Below are 15,833 nucleotides of genomic sequence, written 5' to 3' on the forward strand. Positions count from 1 at the left end.
GGGTTAAAATGGGCGAATTGCAGCAGCAATTCGCCCTCTTCACATTTGGTTATTGATATGACAAAAGACTATCTAGAACGCATCCTTTCCGCACGGGTTTACGATGTTGCGGTTGAATCACCGCTGGATTTTGCGCCGAATTTGTCTCGTCGTATTGGTAATGCCGTTTATTTCAAACGTGAAGATATGCAGCCCGTGTTTTCGTTCAAAATTCGCGGCGCGTATAACAAAATGGTGCAGTTAAGCCGTGCCGAGCTCGATCGCGGTGTTGTCGCCGCATCGGCAGGGAATCATGCGCAAGGTGTTGCACTTGCTGCCCAACACCTGAAATGCCGCGCCACGATTGTGATGCCAGCGACCGCACCACGGATCAAGGTGGATGCGGTCACGCGCCGTGGGGCAGAAGTGGTACTCGTGGGCGAGTCGTATTCAGACTGCTACGAACATGCGATTAAGCTCTCGGCTGAAACAGGTGCGACGTTTGTTCACCCTTATGACGATCCCGATGTGATCGCCGGGCAGGGCACGGTGGCGATGGAAATTTTGCGTCAACACCCTGATCCATTGCATGCCGTGTTTATTCCGGTTGGCGGTGGTGGTTTGTTGGCGGGTATGGCCGCGTATATCAAGCGCCTGCGCCCGGATGTGAAGGTGATTGGCGTTGAGCCAACTGACGCCAATGCGATGTATTTGTCGCTGAAATTGGGCGAGCGCATTACCTTGCCGCAAGTGGGTATCTTTGCCGATGGCGTTGCCGTCAAACAAGTCGGCGAGGAAACTTTCCGCCTGTCACAGCAGTTTGTGGATGATGTGATCTTGGTGGACACCGATGCGATGTGCGCGGCGATCAAGGATGTGTTTGAAGATAATCGCTCGATTTTGGAGCCCGCTGGCGCGTTGGCAATTGCAGGGATGAAGGCGTGGGCGGCGCGCGAAGGCGTACAAGGGCAAACCTTGGTTGCGATTGCGTCGGGCGCCAATATGAATTTCGATCGTCTGCGCTATGTCGCCGAGCAAGCTGAAATGGGTGAGCAGCGCGAAGCCATTATGGCGGTCACGGTGCCCGAGCAACCAGGCAGTTTCCGGAAATTCTGTAGTTTGATTGGCGCACGCAATGTAACCGAATTTAACTATCGCTATGGCTCAGAGCGCGAAGCGCATGTCTTTGTGGGTTTGTCGATTCAGCAGCGTAGCGAAGTGGTCGATTTGATCGAAAAGCTCGCGGCAGAGGGATTGCCGGCGATTGATTTGACCGACAATGAAATGGCGAAATTGCATATTCGCCATTTGGTGGGTGGCCATGCGCCACAAGCGGTGCATGAACGCGTGATTCGTTTTGAGTTTCCAGAGCGCCCAGGTGCTTTGCTCAATTTCCTTAATGGGATGAGCGACAACTGGAATATTTCATTATTCCATTATCGCAATCATGGCGCTGACTACGGCCGCGTTTTGGTGGGCATTCAAGTACCGCCAAGCGACGATGAGGCATTTCAAGATTTCCTCTCCCGTCTGGGGTATTCGTACTGGATTGAAACTGAAAATACGGCATATCAGTTGTTTTTAGGTTCCAACTAGTCTGAATATTCAGGTTGCAGGGGCGGTAAGCACCGTCCTTGCACCAACCAATGCTATAACACATACAAAGCTCATTGCCTCGTCACCTGAATGTGGAGTCTGTGTTTGAAAGCCCTCGCTGCGTTTTTTTATCGCTATTTCGTGTTCTTCGCGACGCTGATGTTGGGATGCCTGGTTGTTTTTGGCAGCATTTCACTGATTCAGCGCCAATTGCTGCATGCGGCTCAAGATCGCTTGGATGTGTTAAGCACAGGGCAGGCTGGCCAGCTAGAAGCGCGCCTTGTGCAGCAACAAGAAGTCTTGCTCGGTTTACAGGCCGCCATCACGCTCGACCCCAATTTAGATCGATTGCAGTTTTACAATCTCTTACTCCAGAGCAATGTGATGTATCGCCATCAGGGCTTGTTGGCGATCGGTTTGGCGCACCCTGTCGCACCTGATCAATTGGCAGAGCACATTGCCAAAGCGCGTAGTGATAAACGCGTGGCGCCGCTGGCCTACCAAAATTACAAAGTCGAGCCGCTGAACGAAAAAAGCACCATGCTCTTGCTCGATTATCTCTACCCGATCAATCGGCTGACTGAACAATTTCTCGGCAATAACCTGTCCGAATCCAAGGCGCTGCAAGATGGGCTCAATCTGGCTCGCGATAGTGGGCGAATGTTGGCCAGCGAGATCTTTACGCTGCCTGGCCATCAGCGTGATGCAGTGTTTTGCCTATTTGCGCCGATCTATAGCAATCTGCCCGCCGAACCCGATGTGGCAAATCGACGCGAGCATCACGTTGGTACGGTAATCGCCTTTATCCGTATCAACCCGACCTTGCAGCCACTGGAAAAAACCATGCAGCACTATGGTTTGGGTTGGCAATTGTCTGATCAAGGGTATGCCTTGCAAACTTGGGCCAATGACCATGTCGCTAGCGAAATTTCTCGTCAGGAGGTCGCAGTAGGGCATGGCGTGAAGCAAACCTCGGTGCAGTTGGTGCATTTACCCGCACGGCAATGGCGTTTGCAGATTAACGCCTATTCCGAATTGCTCGATGAACATCAAAATGAATGGCTCATTTTGGCCGCGGGCGTAGGCTTTATTTTCTCGCTGATTATTGCTTCTTTGATGCAATACCTCTATCAATCGCGCCAGTGGTCATTAAATATTCTCGCGCAAGCGCAAGATGAGGAAAGCGAGCTTCGCGCTCAAATGCAATTGCTCAGTCAGGCAGTCGACGAAAATCATGACCCGATTGTGCTGCGACGAGCTGATGGTCGTATTGTGTATGCCAATAAGGCAGCAAACCTATTATTTGCCCCCGCCGGACGTGGTTTATTGGGGAAATATGAGGTCATACTCAGCCAATCTGAAGTGGGTGATATTCATCATCCAGCCAGCTATTTGGTGCCATTTAAGGCGGCGGAAGACAGCGTCAAGCAACTGCAAGTGCTGTTGCAGCCCATTAAAAATAAGGCGCTGCAAACCATTGCTTCTGCAATGGTCGTGCATGATATGACGGCTTGGCACGAGCAAATGCAGGAGCTTAAAAACAGCAACGATCGCTTGTTGGAAATGGTGAATATTTCGAGCGACTGGTTCTGGGTGCAAGACAGCGAATTTCGCTTTACCGAGGTGGCAGGGGGCTTCTTTGCTCGGCTCGACTTTAATCCGAATTTCTTTATCGGCAAATGTCGTTGGGAGTTGGGTAGCGGCGGCTTGTCTGAGCAGGAATGGGACGAGCATCGTGCCCTTTTGGCGGCGCGCCAGCCTTATCGCGATTTTGAATACACGTCGGTTATTGGTCGCGAAACACTTATTTTTAGTGTTTCGGGCCAGCCCTTTTACGACGAGCAAGGCCAATTTATGGGCTATCGCGGCATTGGGCGGGATATTACGCCGATCCGCCATGCGCAAAAGGCGCTGTACTCCGAACAACAGCGCGCACAAGCGACTTTGGAGTCGATTGCAGATGGCGTCATTACCACTGACGTGTTTGGTCGAGTTGATTATCTCAATCCTGTCGCATCTTCGCTCATCGGCTGGGAATTGCAGGCTGCACGTGGGCAGATGCTATCGGCGATTTATCAATCGGTCGACCGCAGCAGCCGCTTGCCATTACCCGAGTTAGTGAGCGAAGTGCTCAAGGACGGTGGTGAATACCACGGTTCGCGACGCAGTATGCTGCTCAATAAGTTTGGTTTGAATTTTCAGGTGGAAGAATGCGCGGCGCGGATTCGCGATGAACAAACCCGCACCATCGGCGCGGTGCTGGTTTTCCGCGATATCAGTAATTGGCGCGATCTGGATGAGCGCGCCGAATTGACTCTGGATTAAAGGGTATTGCTTGCTAAGCTTTTTCTATATTAGCTTTTTGACCAATACCCCCTTGGTTTAATTAATCTGACAAACCTTCAAACAATTTGGTAGATAAGTAACGCTCGCCAAATGAAGGAATAATTACCGCAATCAATTTGCCTGCATTTTCAGGGCGTTTAGCCACTTCAATGGCCGCCCTAGTCGCCGCGCCAGCCGAAATACCGCACAAAATCCCTTCCTGTGTCGCCATCGCTCGCGCCGTTGCAAAGGCATCATCATTGGTCACGCGAATCACTTCATCGTAAATGCCGGTATTTAGCACGCCGGGCACAAAGCCCGCGCCAATCCCTTGAATCGGGTGCGGGCCTTTGGCGCCGCCGCTCAATACTGGGCTGGCATCGGGTTCGATGGCAATGGCTTGGAATGATGGTTTTTTCGCTTTGATCACTTCGGCGATACCCGTGATCGTGCCGCCCGTGCCCACGCCGGCAACCAGAATATCAATCTGGCCATCGGTATCTTCCCATAATTCAACCGCCGTGGTGTTGCGGTGAATGGCTGGATTGGCTGGGTTTTCAAATTGCTGCGGCATGAAATAGTTGGCGTGCTCTTCGGTCAACGCTTTGGCTTTGGCAATCGCGCCACCCATGCCATCAGGGCCGGGCGTCAAAATCAATTCAGCGCCATAGCCGCGCAGCAAGGCGCGACGTTCTTTCGACATGGTTTCTGGCATGGTCAGTACCAGTTTGTAGCCGCGAGCCGCGCAGACCATCGCCAAACCAATGCCGGTATTGCCAGAGGTTGGCTCAACGATCACGGTGTCTGCTTGGATTTTGCCTGCGGCTTCGGCCGCGTCGATCATGCTGACCGCGATGCGATCTTTCACCGAATGTGATGGATTCATGTATTCGAGTTTGGCCACAATCGTTGCGCCGCCGTCATTGATGCGGTTGAGGCGAACTAAGGGCGTGCGGCCAATGAGTTCGGTGACATTATTTGCGATTTTCATACGTCCATCCTAAGGGTGAATTAAGGGATAATGTAGAACGATTGTAGAACGGTTTTGAGCAATGTCTGAAGTAACTCTTAACGCTAAGGATATACAGATGCAGATCTATCGAGTCGGCGGCGCCGTGCGCGATCAATTATTGGGGTTGCCGATTAAAGACATCGATTGGGTCGTGGTTGGCGCGACTGCTGAGCAAATGCTCTCGCAAGGTTATCAGGCGGTAGGTAAAGATTTCCCGGTGTTTTTGCATCCACATACTCATCAGGAGTATGCGCTGGCACGCACCGAGCGAAAAGACGGTCATGGCTATACTGGCTTTGTGGTGCATGCCAGCCCCGATGTCACGCTGGAAGAAGATCTGCTGCGCCGCGATCTGACGATTAACGCGATGGCGCAGGGCGACGACGGCGTGATTATTGACCCATTTAATGGCCAAGCCGATCTGGCCGCCAAAGTGTTGCGCCATGTCTCGCCCGCATTCTCGGAAGATCCGGTACGGATTTTGCGCCTCGCGCGTTTTGCTGCGCGTTTCGGCTTTAGCACTGCGCCCGAGACAATGGCCTTAATGCAGCAAATGGTCGCCGATGGCGAGGTTGATCATCTGGTGCCCGAACGCGTGTGGCAGGAAATCACTAAAGGCTTGATGGAAGAAAAACCCAGCCTGATGTTCGCTGCGCTGCGTGAGTCTGGCGCACTGGCGCGTATTGCGCCTGAAATTGATGCACTCTGGGGCGTGCCGCAACGGGCGGATTATCACCCTGAAGTCGATACTGGGCTGCACACCATGCTGGTGCTGGACTACGCCGCTGCGCAGGGCTGGCCTTTGGCGACGCGTTTTGCTGCGCTGTGCCACGATTTGGGCAAGGCCAAAACGCCGGCGGATGTGTTGCCACGCCATATCATGCACGAAGCGCGCGGCGTGCCTGTGGTCGAAGCGCTTTGTCTGCGCTTGCGGGTACCGGCTGAGTGTCGCGATTTGGCGGTTATGACCTGCCGCGAACACACGCTGGTGCATACGGCCGAGCAATTACGCGCTGAAACCGTACTTAAATTATTGATCCGTTGTGATGCATTTCGTCGCCCCGAGCGCTTTGCGCAAATGCTCGATGCATGTCTGGCGGATGCGCGCGGGCGGTATCAATTTGAAGAATGTGCCTATCCGCAAATTGCTTATTTGCACCGCTTATTGGCGGCGGCTAATGCGGTCAATGCAGGTCAAATTGCGCAGCAATGTGCCGATAAAAAACAGATCCCACAAGCGGTCGAACAAGCACGCATCGCTGCAATTACCGCGGCCATTGCCACGCGAGAGTAATTATTGAGGTGTTTTGGTGTTGTATTGTGTGATCAGTAGATACCAATTTTCAGGGTTGCTGATTTAATGTTTATTATTGTTGGTGCATTTGTTTTTGCATGGAAAATCATTTAAAAACAAATAATTAATTGTTTTTTGTGTTGCGAAATCTTACTGTTTTGTGTCCTGTTTCACTGCGGTGCGTGCAAAGGATCGGTATTTAAGCGGGTTTCTGGTATTATCATGCCCTAAGTTAAGTCCTCGGCTGAATTCGAATGTGAGGGGTATACCAGATGCCACCTTGTCAGCCTGAAGGCCTGCTTAGCTCACTGATTTTTAAGCTAGATCGAATCTGGCTTCCTCTTGCGCACATCGAGGGCTTCTGTCCTTGATATTTAACAGCCGGCCCTTGGGCCGGTTTTTTTTGTCCGTAATTCGCCAAAATCCGCGCTAAAATCCGGCCACAGAAAAATAATCAAGGCGAGGGAAGATGACGACTGAGGAGGTGAGCACGGCAGGTAATCCTGCGCCAGTGAGTTTTTGGCAGGCTTTTATATTTTGGCTGAAGTTGGGCTTGATTAGTTTTGGCGGCCCCGCGGGGCAGATCGCCATCATGCATCAAGAGTTGGTTGAAAAGCGGCGCTGGATTTCCGAGCGACGCTTTTTGCATGCGCTGAATTTTTGCATGGTGTTGCCCGGCCCAGAGGCGCAACAATTGGCAACGTATATTGGCTGGTTGATGCATAAACGCCTTGGGGGTATTGTGGCGGGGGCCTTATTCGTATTGCCTTCTCTGGTTATACTCATTGCCATCTCGTGGGTGTATATCACTTGGGGCGATGTGCCGCTGGTGGCGGGATTGTTTTATGGCATTAAACCGGCGGTGACCGCGATTGTGGTACAAGCGGCGCATCGCATTGGCGGACGAGCACTCAAGAATAATGTGTTGTGGGGCATTGCCGCGGCGGCATTTATCGCGATTTTTGCGTTCCGTTTACCTTTCCCACTGATTGTCGCCGTGGCCGCGCTACTCGGTTATGTCGGCGGAAGGCTCTCGCCAAGCCACTTTCAAGGCGGCGGCGGGCATGGCAAGGTCGATGCCTCGTATGGCCCTGCCTTGATTGATGATCACACGCCAACACCTGCACATGCGCAATTTTCTTGGCCGCGTTTGGCCAGCGTCGTGGCTGTTGGTGTATTGCTGTGGGCCTTGCCCATGGCCGCACTGACGGCGAGCTTGGGGTGGGAGCACACACTGACGCAAATGGGCTGGTTTTTCACCAAGGCTGCACTCCTGACGTTTGGTGGTGCGTATGCCGTGCTGCCCTATGTGTATCAAGGTGCGGTGCTGCATTATGGCTGGCTGAATCCGACGCAAATGATCGATGGCTTGGCCTTGGGCGAAACAACGCCCGGCCCCTTGATTATGGTCGTGGCGTTTGTTGGTTTTGTCGGTGGCTATGTGAAAGCGCTGTTTGGCCCGGATAGCCTGTTTCTGGCTGGCGCCGTTGCGGCGTGTCTGGTCACGTGGTTTACCTTTTTACCGTCCTTTATCTTTATTCTGGCGGGCGGCCCGCTGGTGGAATCGACGCATGGCAATTTGAAATTCACCGCGCCGCTGACTTCGATTACCGCAGCGGTGGTGGGCGTAATTGTGAGTTTGGCACTGTTTTTTGCCTATCACGTCTGGTGGCCAACTGGTTATACCGGCAGGATTGATTGGCTGGCGGTCGCTTTGTCGCTGGCGGCCGCGATTGCGTTACTTAAATACAAACGCAATGTGATTCACGTGATTGCGGCGAGTGCGCTGCTGGGCTTGCTGATCAAATCGCTGATGTAATTGCGCTGCAAATGAGGTGGGGATCTGCTAGGTTCGCTTTTAGTTAATGCGAATGCAGAGTATTGCCTTGAATGCCTTTATTTATATTGTTTTTAGGCTAATACGGCGCAGGGTATCAATGCTCTGCGCCGTTTTCTTGAGCTACCAATTAATGGTGATGTGCGGCCGATGCGGTTGAGGCTGCATGAGCATGCTCATGGTGGCCTGCTTGATCCATTTTCACTATACCGCTAAATGACGATAGGCGGCCCACTTCAGCTTCGCTTAATGCTTGTTCAGCAACAGGCAGTTTGGCTAGCAATTGCTTGGCGGTTGTGCTGGGTACGCCGGCTTGCTGTAAAAGCTCGGCGGTGATTTTGCCGGCGCACAATTGTGTTTGCCAGCCGTGATGGCCTTTTTGCAAAAGCGCGCGACCGCCGCGATTATCTTGCAACCAACCCGCAATCGCGTATTGATCCGCTACAACGACCGGTTTGACGACCAGCGGATGATCAGGCTTATCCCAAACGGCTTTCATGCTGGCGGTAATCTCGCTGTTGTCATCGGCCCACGCAGCACTACAGAGCAGGCCCGTGGTGAGAATGGCGCTACTAAAAATGCGCATCCATGTTTTCATTTTATATTCTCCAGTGGTGTAAAGCTTAGTGAGCTGCGTGTTCAGGGGCGGAGGCCGCACCATGAGTGAGGTTTTCGACTTTGACTTCGACGTTCACAACGCAGCCGCGGGCGAAGGTGAGTTTCATTGGGAATTTCTCGCCCTCGATCAATTGGCGTTTCAAGCCAAACAGCATGATGTGATAGCCGCCAGGCGCGAGTTTCACCTCTGATTCAGCCGCCAGCGGTAGGCTGGCAATGGGGCGCATTTTCATCATGCCATCGACCATTTTCATTTCATGGAATTCAACTTTGTCGGCCAGCTCCGTTTCTGCTTTGAGCAGTTGATCGTCTTTAGCGCTGGTGATCGTCATAAAAACGCCGCCATTATGCGCGCCAGCGACGGTGGCTCGAGCCCAAGGGTGGTGGATATTCAGATCGCCAACTTGATAACCGTGCGCGAATGCAAAAGACGCTGCACACAAAAGCGCAACGCCAGTGATGATTTTTCTGAGCATAAAAAAGCCTACCTATTTTTAAATAAACTTAGGGGTATTGCGATGAAGTTAAGCAAATACGCAAGGCGGGGCGTGACTCAGGGGGAGGGTATAAGGATGCGTCGGTGTAAAAAAACCTTCAATACGCACCAGTCGGAGTGGGCTGATGTGCTCTCGAATTGAAGGTAAGGCCGACGGCGCTGGGGGTGGCGCCATGTGGGTGCCAGCACTGGCCACGCAAATCGGACATTGCATGGTGCTGCTGTGTGATGTGGGCGAATCGAGTGGAATCGATTGCCCATTTTTGGCGGCGCTACATAAGGTAAGGCCAGCCAGTGGATCACTACTCAGTTGCATGGCGTGCGCGAACGGCAAGAGCAAATGCAGGCACAGCGCAATCAGCGCTAGGCAAGCAAAGCTAGTTCGTCGGTAAAAGCGCAGTGACATCGCAGTGGGGTTAGAGCAGTGAAATACGTTGCGGGCGATTCTACGATACTGTCATGTATTTTGCTATTGCGGAGTGATGGCTGTTACTTTGGCTTGGAAGTGAACTTGTTAAAAATTGGGCTTGGGGGAAGGGCATAAAAAAAACCCCTGCATGCAGGGGTTTGGGGGAATGATTAATGCGCAGTGCTTATTTTGGATAAGCGCTGAAATAAGCGCTGTGTTTTTTCGCAAAGTCGTAGTTTTGTTTGCTATCCCAGTTGATTGACCAGGTCATAATGCCGCGCAAATCAGGTTGCGCTTTCGCTGGTTTGTAGCTGCCGCAATTTTGCAGTTTCATCAAGCAATCGAGTGCTTTCTGAGTATCAGCAATGCCGAGGTAGCCGCCGCCAGCTGCGCTGGTGGTGGCTGGCAGACCAAAGCCGACTTGGTCAGGGCGCAGAGCTGGGAATGGTTTGTTCACATCGCCACCGAGGTTAAAGCCGGTCAACAACATATCGGTCATGGCCACTTGGAAGTCCAAAGTGCCTTGCGAGTATTGTTTGCCATCGGTCGCACCCACGCTGCCGGTGTTGTAGTGCTGAACGTGCAGCATCGTTAACTCATTACGCAGGCCGTAGATGATAGGCAAGTAGCCACCCCAAGTGCCGCCGTAATAGCCCAGACCACCTTGAACGTAATTCACTTCCGGTGCCATGGTGACCATGAATTTGTCGCCAAAGCGTGCTTTCAGTGCTTTGGTGCCGGCAATGATGTTCACGATTTGTGGTGTTACAGGATTGCGGAAATCATCGTTGGCAGTGATGCTCAGGTTGTTTTCCATGTCCAGATCGATACCATCAAAGCCGTATTTAGCAATGATATCGCCCATGGTTTTAACGAAAGTATCGCGCGCTGCTGGCGTATCAAGAATGATGACCCCGTTCGCGCCACCCAGTGAAATCTGTACTTTCACGCCAGCTGCTTGTTTGGCTTTGATGTCGGCAATGAATTCTGCTTCGTTAAATAATTTGTCCAGCACAAATGCCGCAGTACCGTGGGCAGCGGTTGGGTCACCTTCGGCAAACGATACATTAATGATGTTGTATTCGGCTGGAACGTCTTTAAGGCGAATCACGCCTGAGCCATTATCAAAGTTATGCCAGTAGCCGACGACAACGTGTTTTGGCAGCAGGCCAGCTGTTGGCGTAGTGCTTGGTGTCGTTGTCGGTGTAGCAGTTGGCGTGGTCGTCACAACCGGGGTTGCCGTTGGCATTGCAGTTGCAGTTGCAACTGGGCTCGCTGTAGGTGTTGCAGTTGGAGTTGGAACTGCGGTTGGCGCAGGAGTGACTGCTGTACCACTGACTAATTTCCATGGGCCCCATTGTGCCGCGCCAGGTACGTCGCCTTGTGTCCACCAACTGGCTTCATATACAGCACCGTTGTAACTAACTCGCTGCCCGCCGGTATACACGGCAGAACTACTCCATGTCGCCACGCCAGCAACTGGTGTTGAAGTTGGGGCTGTCGTCGGTGCGGTGGTTGGATTCGCGGTGACTACTGGTGTGGCTGTCGGCGTTGCAGTGGGAGTTGTGGTTGTTGCTGGCGTTGGTGTGGCGCTGCTAGTGCCGACTTCTTTCCACAAAGTAGGGCTAGAAGCTGGGTTCCAATTGGTGCCGACATAAGCGGTGTGGGTTACCAGTGCGCTGTAGGTTTTGCCATTGTAATCAACCACCGTACCAGCGGAGTAGGTGTTGCCTTCTTGCCAAGTCGCAGCGCTTACGCCTGCGGCCAAAAGTAAACCGCCAATCAGAGCGGCCAGACGGGTGCGGCGCATCATAGTGCGTTGAGTCATTTTAAATCTCCAACCATTGTTATCTGTGTGCGGCTATTCTGGGGCCGCTTCTAAGCTGAGCTTTGTCAGCAAGATTGATAGTAGGTTAAGGGGAAATGAAAAACAATAGTTTGCCAAGCCCTTGGCAGGAAAAAGATTTTCTGCTTACAAGGCTAAAAAGCTTCATGTTTTTTCATGAATAAAATTCATGATTTTGTTTTTAATGATGGGTTAGTATTCATAAATTACCCTGTTTTGAGTCTTATTCCCATGCAGTCATCATTGCGTCCGATTAGTTTTGAATTTTTCCCGCCAAAAACCGATGAAGGGGCGAGCAAATTAGCAACAACTCGTCAGCAACTCGCCCAATTTAAGCCCGAATTTTTCTCGGTCACATTTGGTGCGGGTGGTACGACGCAGGAAGGCACGTTGCGCGCGGTGTTGTCGATCCGCGAGGCGGGGTTTGCCGCTGCACCGCATTTATCGTGCATCGGCTCGACGAAGGAAAATATTCGCGAGATTGTGCAGCAATACAAAGATCATGGGATTCGCCACATCGTCGCCTTACGTGGCGATATTCCCTCGGGCATGGTCGGCTTGGGCGAGTTTCGCTACGCCAATGAATTGGTGAGCTTTTTGCGCGCCGAGTTTGGCGATTGGTTTCATATTGAAGTGGCGGCTTATCCCGAGTTTCACCCGCAATCGGAAAGCGCCGAGGCGGATATGCGCAATTTTGTGAATAAGGTGCGCGCGGGGGCTGATTCGGCGATCACGCAGTATTTCTTTAATGCCGATGCGTATTTCCGCTTTGTCGATGAAGTGCAAGCGCGCGGGGTGAATATTCCGATTGTGCCGGGGATTATGCCTATCCAAAACTACAGCCAGTTGCAGCGTTTTTCGGATATGTGCGGGGCGGAAATTCCACGCTGGCTGCGTTTGCGCCTGCAAGCGTATGGCGACGATATGGCGTCGATTCGCTCGTTTGGCTTGGATTTCGTCACCGAGTTGTCTGATCGCCTACTGAGTGGTGGTGCGCCGGGGCTGCATTTCTATACGCTCAATAGCGCCGGAGCGGTTTCAACGGTGTGTCAGCGCCTGGGATACTGATTATCGTCAGAGCGATGTCACCATCAAAAAACGACCCGCCCGAATTGGGTTTGGGTCGTTGTTGATGGGGGAGGGCTGGGGTATTGCTTGATAGTTTAATCTAATTAAAGATTACATCGATATACCCTTGCTTTCTACCTCTGGGTTTATTGCATTGCTTGGTGCTTTGGGCTGCGGCTGCTTGGCCAGCGGAACTACGCGTGCATTCACGCCATCGGTGATGACATCGACGCTCTGACCCACCACAAACAGTAAGTCCGCATCTTGCACCACAACCAGCCGTTGCTGATTATCATTCATCAGGATCGTCAGCTCTTTGGCGTTTTTTTTGGTCACATTGGTTTCAATGGCATTGCCCATCAAGCCACCCAGCAAAGCACCGAGCGTGCCGCTAATAATCGCGCCATTGCCGCCACCGATATTGCTGCCCGCTGCGACGCCACCGATAACACCGCCGACAATCGAGCCGATACCGGTGCTGTCTGACATTTGCACGTCGCGGATGTTTTCAATCACGCCAGTTCGCGCGGTGGCGAGCGTTTTCATTTCATTTTTTTTGTAGACATTGGCCGAGTCTGGGGTGATGCAGCCGCTCAAGACGAACGACAGCATGATTGCGCTGGCAAGGATTAGGCGTTTCATCATCAAAGCTCCGTATTGTTTTGTGAGTGCTGATGGGCGGCGAGTGTATGTCAGAGCCGATGCCGTTGTCGTGGAAGTATTTACACTGCGCGGCGGCGATACCAGCCGGTGAGCGATACCCGTTCGCGTATTGCTGGGAGTACTTCATGTTCAAAACGATCTGACATAAAGACCACTAATGTTCCGCCGTACGGCGTCACATCGACCTGGCTGCCATCGTCCAGATAAATGCGCAATTGGCCGCCGTCGCTTTCCTGCCATTGCGGATTAAGGTACTGCACGATGGTAACGACGCGCGTATCTTGCTGGCGATGCTGATCCAGGTGGCGTTGATAAAACGCGCCGGCTGGATAGCTGGCAAAATGCCATTCCAGCTCGGCGAGCCCAAGAAACAGGCTGCGGTTGAGGTGCTGCTGCAACATGGCCATGCGCGCATTGGCGCTTTGCATTGCGCTATCATCTTCTTCCACCCACAGCACTGAGTCGCCGCGAATATCATTGCGTACTTGGTGGCCCGCTTCGCGCCCGACTCCGGCACGATTAAATTGCTCGCGCCGCGCGTGGGCCAGCGTATGTAGCTCAGTGACGGTGGCGGTATCCAGAAAGTTGGGGATCACTGTCCAGCCGGGCCCCGCCAAGGCATCGCCAATCTGATCGAGGATAGTTTCATCGAGTACAAGATTATTCATCGGATTTTTCTGCCTGCAGCTTGGGGGCAATAATAAAGTCGATTGGTTTTTGCCAGAATCGTTTCCAGAGCAGACCAATGACCGGTTTGAGCTCACGCAGGCGACGTTTGCGCGAACGCAGCGCCACCGAGAGCGCCAGTACAAAGCTGGTAATCAAATTGGTGGCGCCAATTAAGGCCACGCCAACGGCAGCCCAGCCTAGCGCTAATAGCGGCAGATTAAAATCATTACCCGCAAAGGCGTACGAGAGATTGGCCGCCGAGAAAGTAATGTGGCGAATATCGAGTGGTAGCCCCAGCAAAATACCGATGGTGCCAATACTGCCGAGCATACAACCAAAATAGAAGTTACCCGCCAGCGCCCCCAGATTGTGTTCGATGTATTGGCCAAGCCGTTTACTGCGATATTCACCGATTACTTTGTTCAGTAAGGGCAAAGCCGCGATGCGTTCAGGAATCTTGTTATACAAAGCTTTGTTATCGTAATAACCCGAAATCAAACCGGCGAGGAACAAACATACGCCGGCAATCGCGGCATGAGGAAGCCCCAAGCCCGCGATGGGCTGTAAATCACGCAATAAAATATCGGCTTTTTCTGGGCTGACGACGTGTTCACCCAGCCTATCCCACCACAACCACGCAATACCCAATGCAACTGGCATGGCGAGCAAGACATTGCCCATAATCGCGATAAATTGCGTGCGGATCACTTTGACAATCAGCTCGATCAGCTTTGAATAGCTTTCTAGATTTTTGCTGCCGGGCGCGGGCAGGGCGGCGGCAATACTGGCGGCGGTCATCGCGGGCTGCTTGGTCGCAATCGTGCAATGCAAAATGTGCACCAACATAAAGCCCAGCGCGTAATTCATACTAAAGGCAAATGCTTCAAGCAGTAGCGGCAAATGTGCTGTGGCTAATTTGATTTTGATGAGCGCCATAAAGCCGACAATGACGCCCGCCCCTGCCGCAGAGCGAAACATATCCAGCCATTCGCGGCGCGATTCGCTGGTGTAATGCTCGCCCGTATGGCTGGCATGCTCGGTGATTTGCAAGGCCAGCAATTCGGTATTCTCGCGAAATACATCGCCCACGCTGTTTTTACGATTTTCCGCTTTGACCAAGGAAAGAAAGAGCGCGATCAAGGGTTCGCCTTGTGGCGCGGTTGGGTCAACCAATTCAAACAGCAATTTCATCCGGTCGATGTGCTGTTTGAGGCGCAGCAAATGATAAGTCAGGCTGACCGATGCGCCGTTTTTGGACGCATATTTCCACACCTTGGCCATAATCCCTTCGCATTGCTCCAGCAAAACGAGCAAGTGGCTGTGGTCTTCATCCGGCGTTTGTCGTGCCGTGAGATCGTGGCGATATTTCTCGATGTAATTGAGCACTTCGGCGTTTAGGCGCACAAAGGGCGATTCAAAACGCTCTACATCGGGGTGATTGCGAATCACTTCGGGCTCAAGGCCAATCGCGGAAATTCGGCAAGATAAAACCTGAATCGCTTCAAGTTGTTGCAGTCGGATATGCGGCGGTACTTTGTCACTTGGCACTTCATCCATATGCAGTGCCTGACCAATTTCATACCATACCTCATGGGGGATTGCCTCTAGCCACAAGTAATCACTTCGCTTGTGGAAGATTACCCCCAGTAAATCGCTAAAATGCTCGGCATTGACCGTCGGGGGTAAAATTTTGGCGCCGATCCGTCGCTTCACCGCCGTCATAAAGCTTTCATTGAGCAAGATGCCCGTTTCGGTGTAGAGATTGACTTGCCGGGTATTGTCGAGCAAAGAGAAAAAAGCGTTGCGTAGCGAGTCGCGATATTCGGAATGTTGCTCGAGCAAATAACACAGCGCCCGCGCGTTATTGACTGCGGTGACATGGTCTTCGGGCTTGGCGGGGCGCAAGGCGGCCACCAATTGGGTCAGCATGGTGAGCGAGTCTTGGTCGGTCTTGCTGTTTTGCATCTCGCGCAGCAATTGTTCCATTCGATTTTTCCTTGTTTCGCTGTAGGGCAACGTCG

At 52.4% G+C, this 15,833-nt stretch carries 13 protein-coding genes; 5 read left to right on the forward strand and 8 right to left on the reverse strand.

Annotation, left to right across the window (positions count from 1 at the left end; genetic code table 11):
- Positions 1–57 precede the first annotated feature (57 nt).
- The gene (ilvA, locus tag HQ393_RS16265; protein ID WP_179356624.1) at positions 58–1,575 is read left to right on the forward strand and encodes a threonine ammonia-lyase, biosynthetic; all 1,518 of its coding nucleotides are present in this window, start codon (positions 58–60) and stop codon (positions 1,573–1,575) included.
- 105 nt (positions 1,576–1,680) lie between these two features.
- On the forward strand, positions 1,681–3,900 hold the full coding sequence (locus HQ393_RS16270) for a PAS domain-containing protein (RefSeq protein WP_179356626.1): 2,220 nt from the start codon (positions 1,681–1,683) through the stop codon (positions 3,898–3,900).
- A gap of 61 nt (positions 3,901–3,961) precedes the next feature.
- Here the strand turns inward: HQ393_RS16270 and cysK are convergent, their stop codons facing one another.
- On the reverse strand, positions 3,962–4,891 hold the full coding sequence (gene cysK / locus HQ393_RS16275; RefSeq protein ID WP_179356628.1) for a cysteine synthase A: 930 nt from the start codon (positions 4,889–4,891) through the stop codon (positions 3,962–3,964).
- A 97-nt stretch (positions 4,892–4,988) separates the two neighbouring features.
- Here cysK and HQ393_RS16280 point away from each other — a divergent pair, with 97 nt between their 5' ends.
- Both HQ393_RS16280 and chrA read left to right on the forward strand, forming a co-directional pair.
- Positions 4,989–6,206: a multifunctional CCA addition/repair protein gene (locus HQ393_RS16280; protein WP_179356629.1), complete on the forward strand. Its 1,218-nt coding sequence runs from the start codon at positions 4,989–4,991 to the stop codon at positions 6,204–6,206.
- 469 nt (positions 6,207–6,675) lie between these two features.
- On the forward strand, positions 6,676–8,025 hold the full coding sequence (gene chrA, locus HQ393_RS16285) for a chromate efflux transporter (protein ID WP_179356631.1): 1,350 nt from the start codon (positions 6,676–6,678) through the stop codon (positions 8,023–8,025).
- A 148-nt stretch (positions 8,026–8,173) separates the two neighbouring features.
- On the opposite strand, the gene HQ393_RS16290 is transcribed toward chrA, so the two are convergent.
- The 4 genes from HQ393_RS16290 to HQ393_RS16305 form a co-directional block, all read right to left on the reverse strand.
- The gene (locus HQ393_RS16290) at positions 8,174–8,641 is read right to left on the reverse strand and encodes a copper uptake system-associated protein (RefSeq protein WP_179356633.1); all 468 of its coding nucleotides are present in this window, start codon (positions 8,639–8,641) and stop codon (positions 8,174–8,176) included.
- 25 nt (positions 8,642–8,666) lie between these two features.
- A complete protein-coding gene (locus HQ393_RS16295; RefSeq protein ID WP_179356635.1) occupies positions 8,667–9,137 on the reverse strand; it encodes a copper chaperone PCu(A)C in 471 nt (156 codons plus the stop codon).
- Positions 9,138–9,185: 48 nt separating this feature from the next.
- Entirely contained in the window at positions 9,186–9,563 is a 378-nt protein-coding gene (locus HQ393_RS16300) for a DUF2946 family protein (protein ID WP_179356637.1), read from the reverse strand.
- A gap of 187 nt (positions 9,564–9,750) precedes the next feature.
- Positions 9,751–11,394: a chitinase gene (locus HQ393_RS16305; RefSeq protein ID WP_246307913.1), complete on the reverse strand. Its 1,644-nt coding sequence runs from the start codon at positions 11,392–11,394 to the stop codon at positions 9,751–9,753.
- Between the two features lie 249 nt (positions 11,395–11,643).
- On the opposite strand from HQ393_RS16305, the gene metF reads away from it, so the two are divergent.
- Positions 11,644–12,480, forward strand: a complete 837-nt coding sequence (gene metF, locus HQ393_RS16310) for a methylenetetrahydrofolate reductase [NAD(P)H] (protein ID WP_179356639.1) — start codon at positions 11,644–11,646, stop codon at positions 12,478–12,480.
- Positions 12,481–12,591: 111 nt separating this feature from the next.
- Here the strand turns inward: metF and HQ393_RS16315 are convergent, their stop codons facing one another.
- The 3 genes from HQ393_RS16315 to HQ393_RS16325 form a co-directional block, all read right to left on the reverse strand.
- A complete protein-coding gene (locus HQ393_RS16315; protein WP_246307914.1) occupies positions 12,592–13,125 on the reverse strand; it encodes an outer membrane lipoprotein in 534 nt (177 codons plus the stop codon).
- Between the two features lie 77 nt (positions 13,126–13,202).
- A complete protein-coding gene (locus HQ393_RS16320) occupies positions 13,203–13,811 on the reverse strand; it encodes a 2OG-Fe(II) oxygenase (protein ID WP_179356641.1) in 609 nt (202 codons plus the stop codon).
- Positions 13,804–15,798 carry a site-specific recombinase gene (locus HQ393_RS16325; RefSeq protein WP_179356643.1) on the reverse strand — a complete coding sequence of 665 codons (1,995 nt, stop codon included), beginning with the start codon at positions 15,796–15,798 and terminating at the stop codon, positions 13,804–13,806. Before HQ393_RS16325 ends, HQ393_RS16320 begins: the two co-directional genes overlap by 8 nt.
- Between the last annotated feature and the right edge of the window lie 35 nt (positions 15,799–15,833).

It is taken from the genome of Chitinibacter bivalviorum, from assembly GCF_013403565.1.
GTDB classification, from domain to species: Bacteria; Pseudomonadota; Gammaproteobacteria; order Burkholderiales; family Chitinibacteraceae; genus Chitinibacter; species Chitinibacter bivalviorum.

What these genes read in the sequence shown, in the direction of transcription:
- ilvA (WP_179356624.1), top strand. Translation starts at nt 58, where the DNA reads ATGACAAAAGACTATCTAGAACGCATCCTTTCCGCACGGGTTTACGAT.
- cysK (WP_179356628.1), bottom strand. Translation starts at nt 4,891, where the DNA reads ATGAAAATCGCAAATAATGTCACCGAACTCATTGGCCGCACGCCCTTA.
- HQ393_RS16280 (WP_179356629.1), top strand. Translation starts at nt 4,989, where the DNA reads ATGCAGATCTATCGAGTCGGCGGCGCCGTGCGCGATCAATTATTGGGG.
- chrA (WP_179356631.1), top strand. Translation starts at nt 6,676, where the DNA reads ATGACGACTGAGGAGGTGAGCACGGCAGGTAATCCTGCGCCAGTGAGT.
- HQ393_RS16290 (WP_179356633.1), bottom strand. Translation starts at nt 8,641, where the DNA reads ATGAAAACATGGATGCGCATTTTTAGTAGCGCCATTCTCACCACGGGC.
- HQ393_RS16295 (WP_179356635.1), bottom strand. Translation starts at nt 9,137, where the DNA reads ATGCTCAGAAAAATCATCACTGGCGTTGCGCTTTTGTGTGCAGCGTCT.
- HQ393_RS16300 (WP_179356637.1), bottom strand. Translation starts at nt 9,563, where the DNA reads ATGTCACTGCGCTTTTACCGACGAACTAGCTTTGCTTGCCTAGCGCTG.
- HQ393_RS16305 (WP_246307913.1), bottom strand. Translation starts at nt 11,394, where the DNA reads ATGACTCAACGCACTATGATGCGCCGCACCCGTCTGGCCGCTCTGATT.
- metF (WP_179356639.1), top strand. Translation starts at nt 11,644, where the DNA reads ATGCAGTCATCATTGCGTCCGATTAGTTTTGAATTTTTCCCGCCAAAA.
- HQ393_RS16315 (WP_246307914.1), bottom strand. Translation starts at nt 13,125, where the DNA reads ATGATGAAACGCCTAATCCTTGCCAGCGCAATCATGCTGTCGTTCGTC.
- HQ393_RS16320 (WP_179356641.1), bottom strand. Translation starts at nt 13,811, where the DNA reads ATGAATAATCTTGTACTCGATGAAACTATCCTCGATCAGATTGGCGAT.
- HQ393_RS16325 (WP_179356643.1), bottom strand. Translation starts at nt 15,798, where the DNA reads ATGGAACAATTGCTGCGCGAGATGCAAAACAGCAAGACCGACCAAGAC.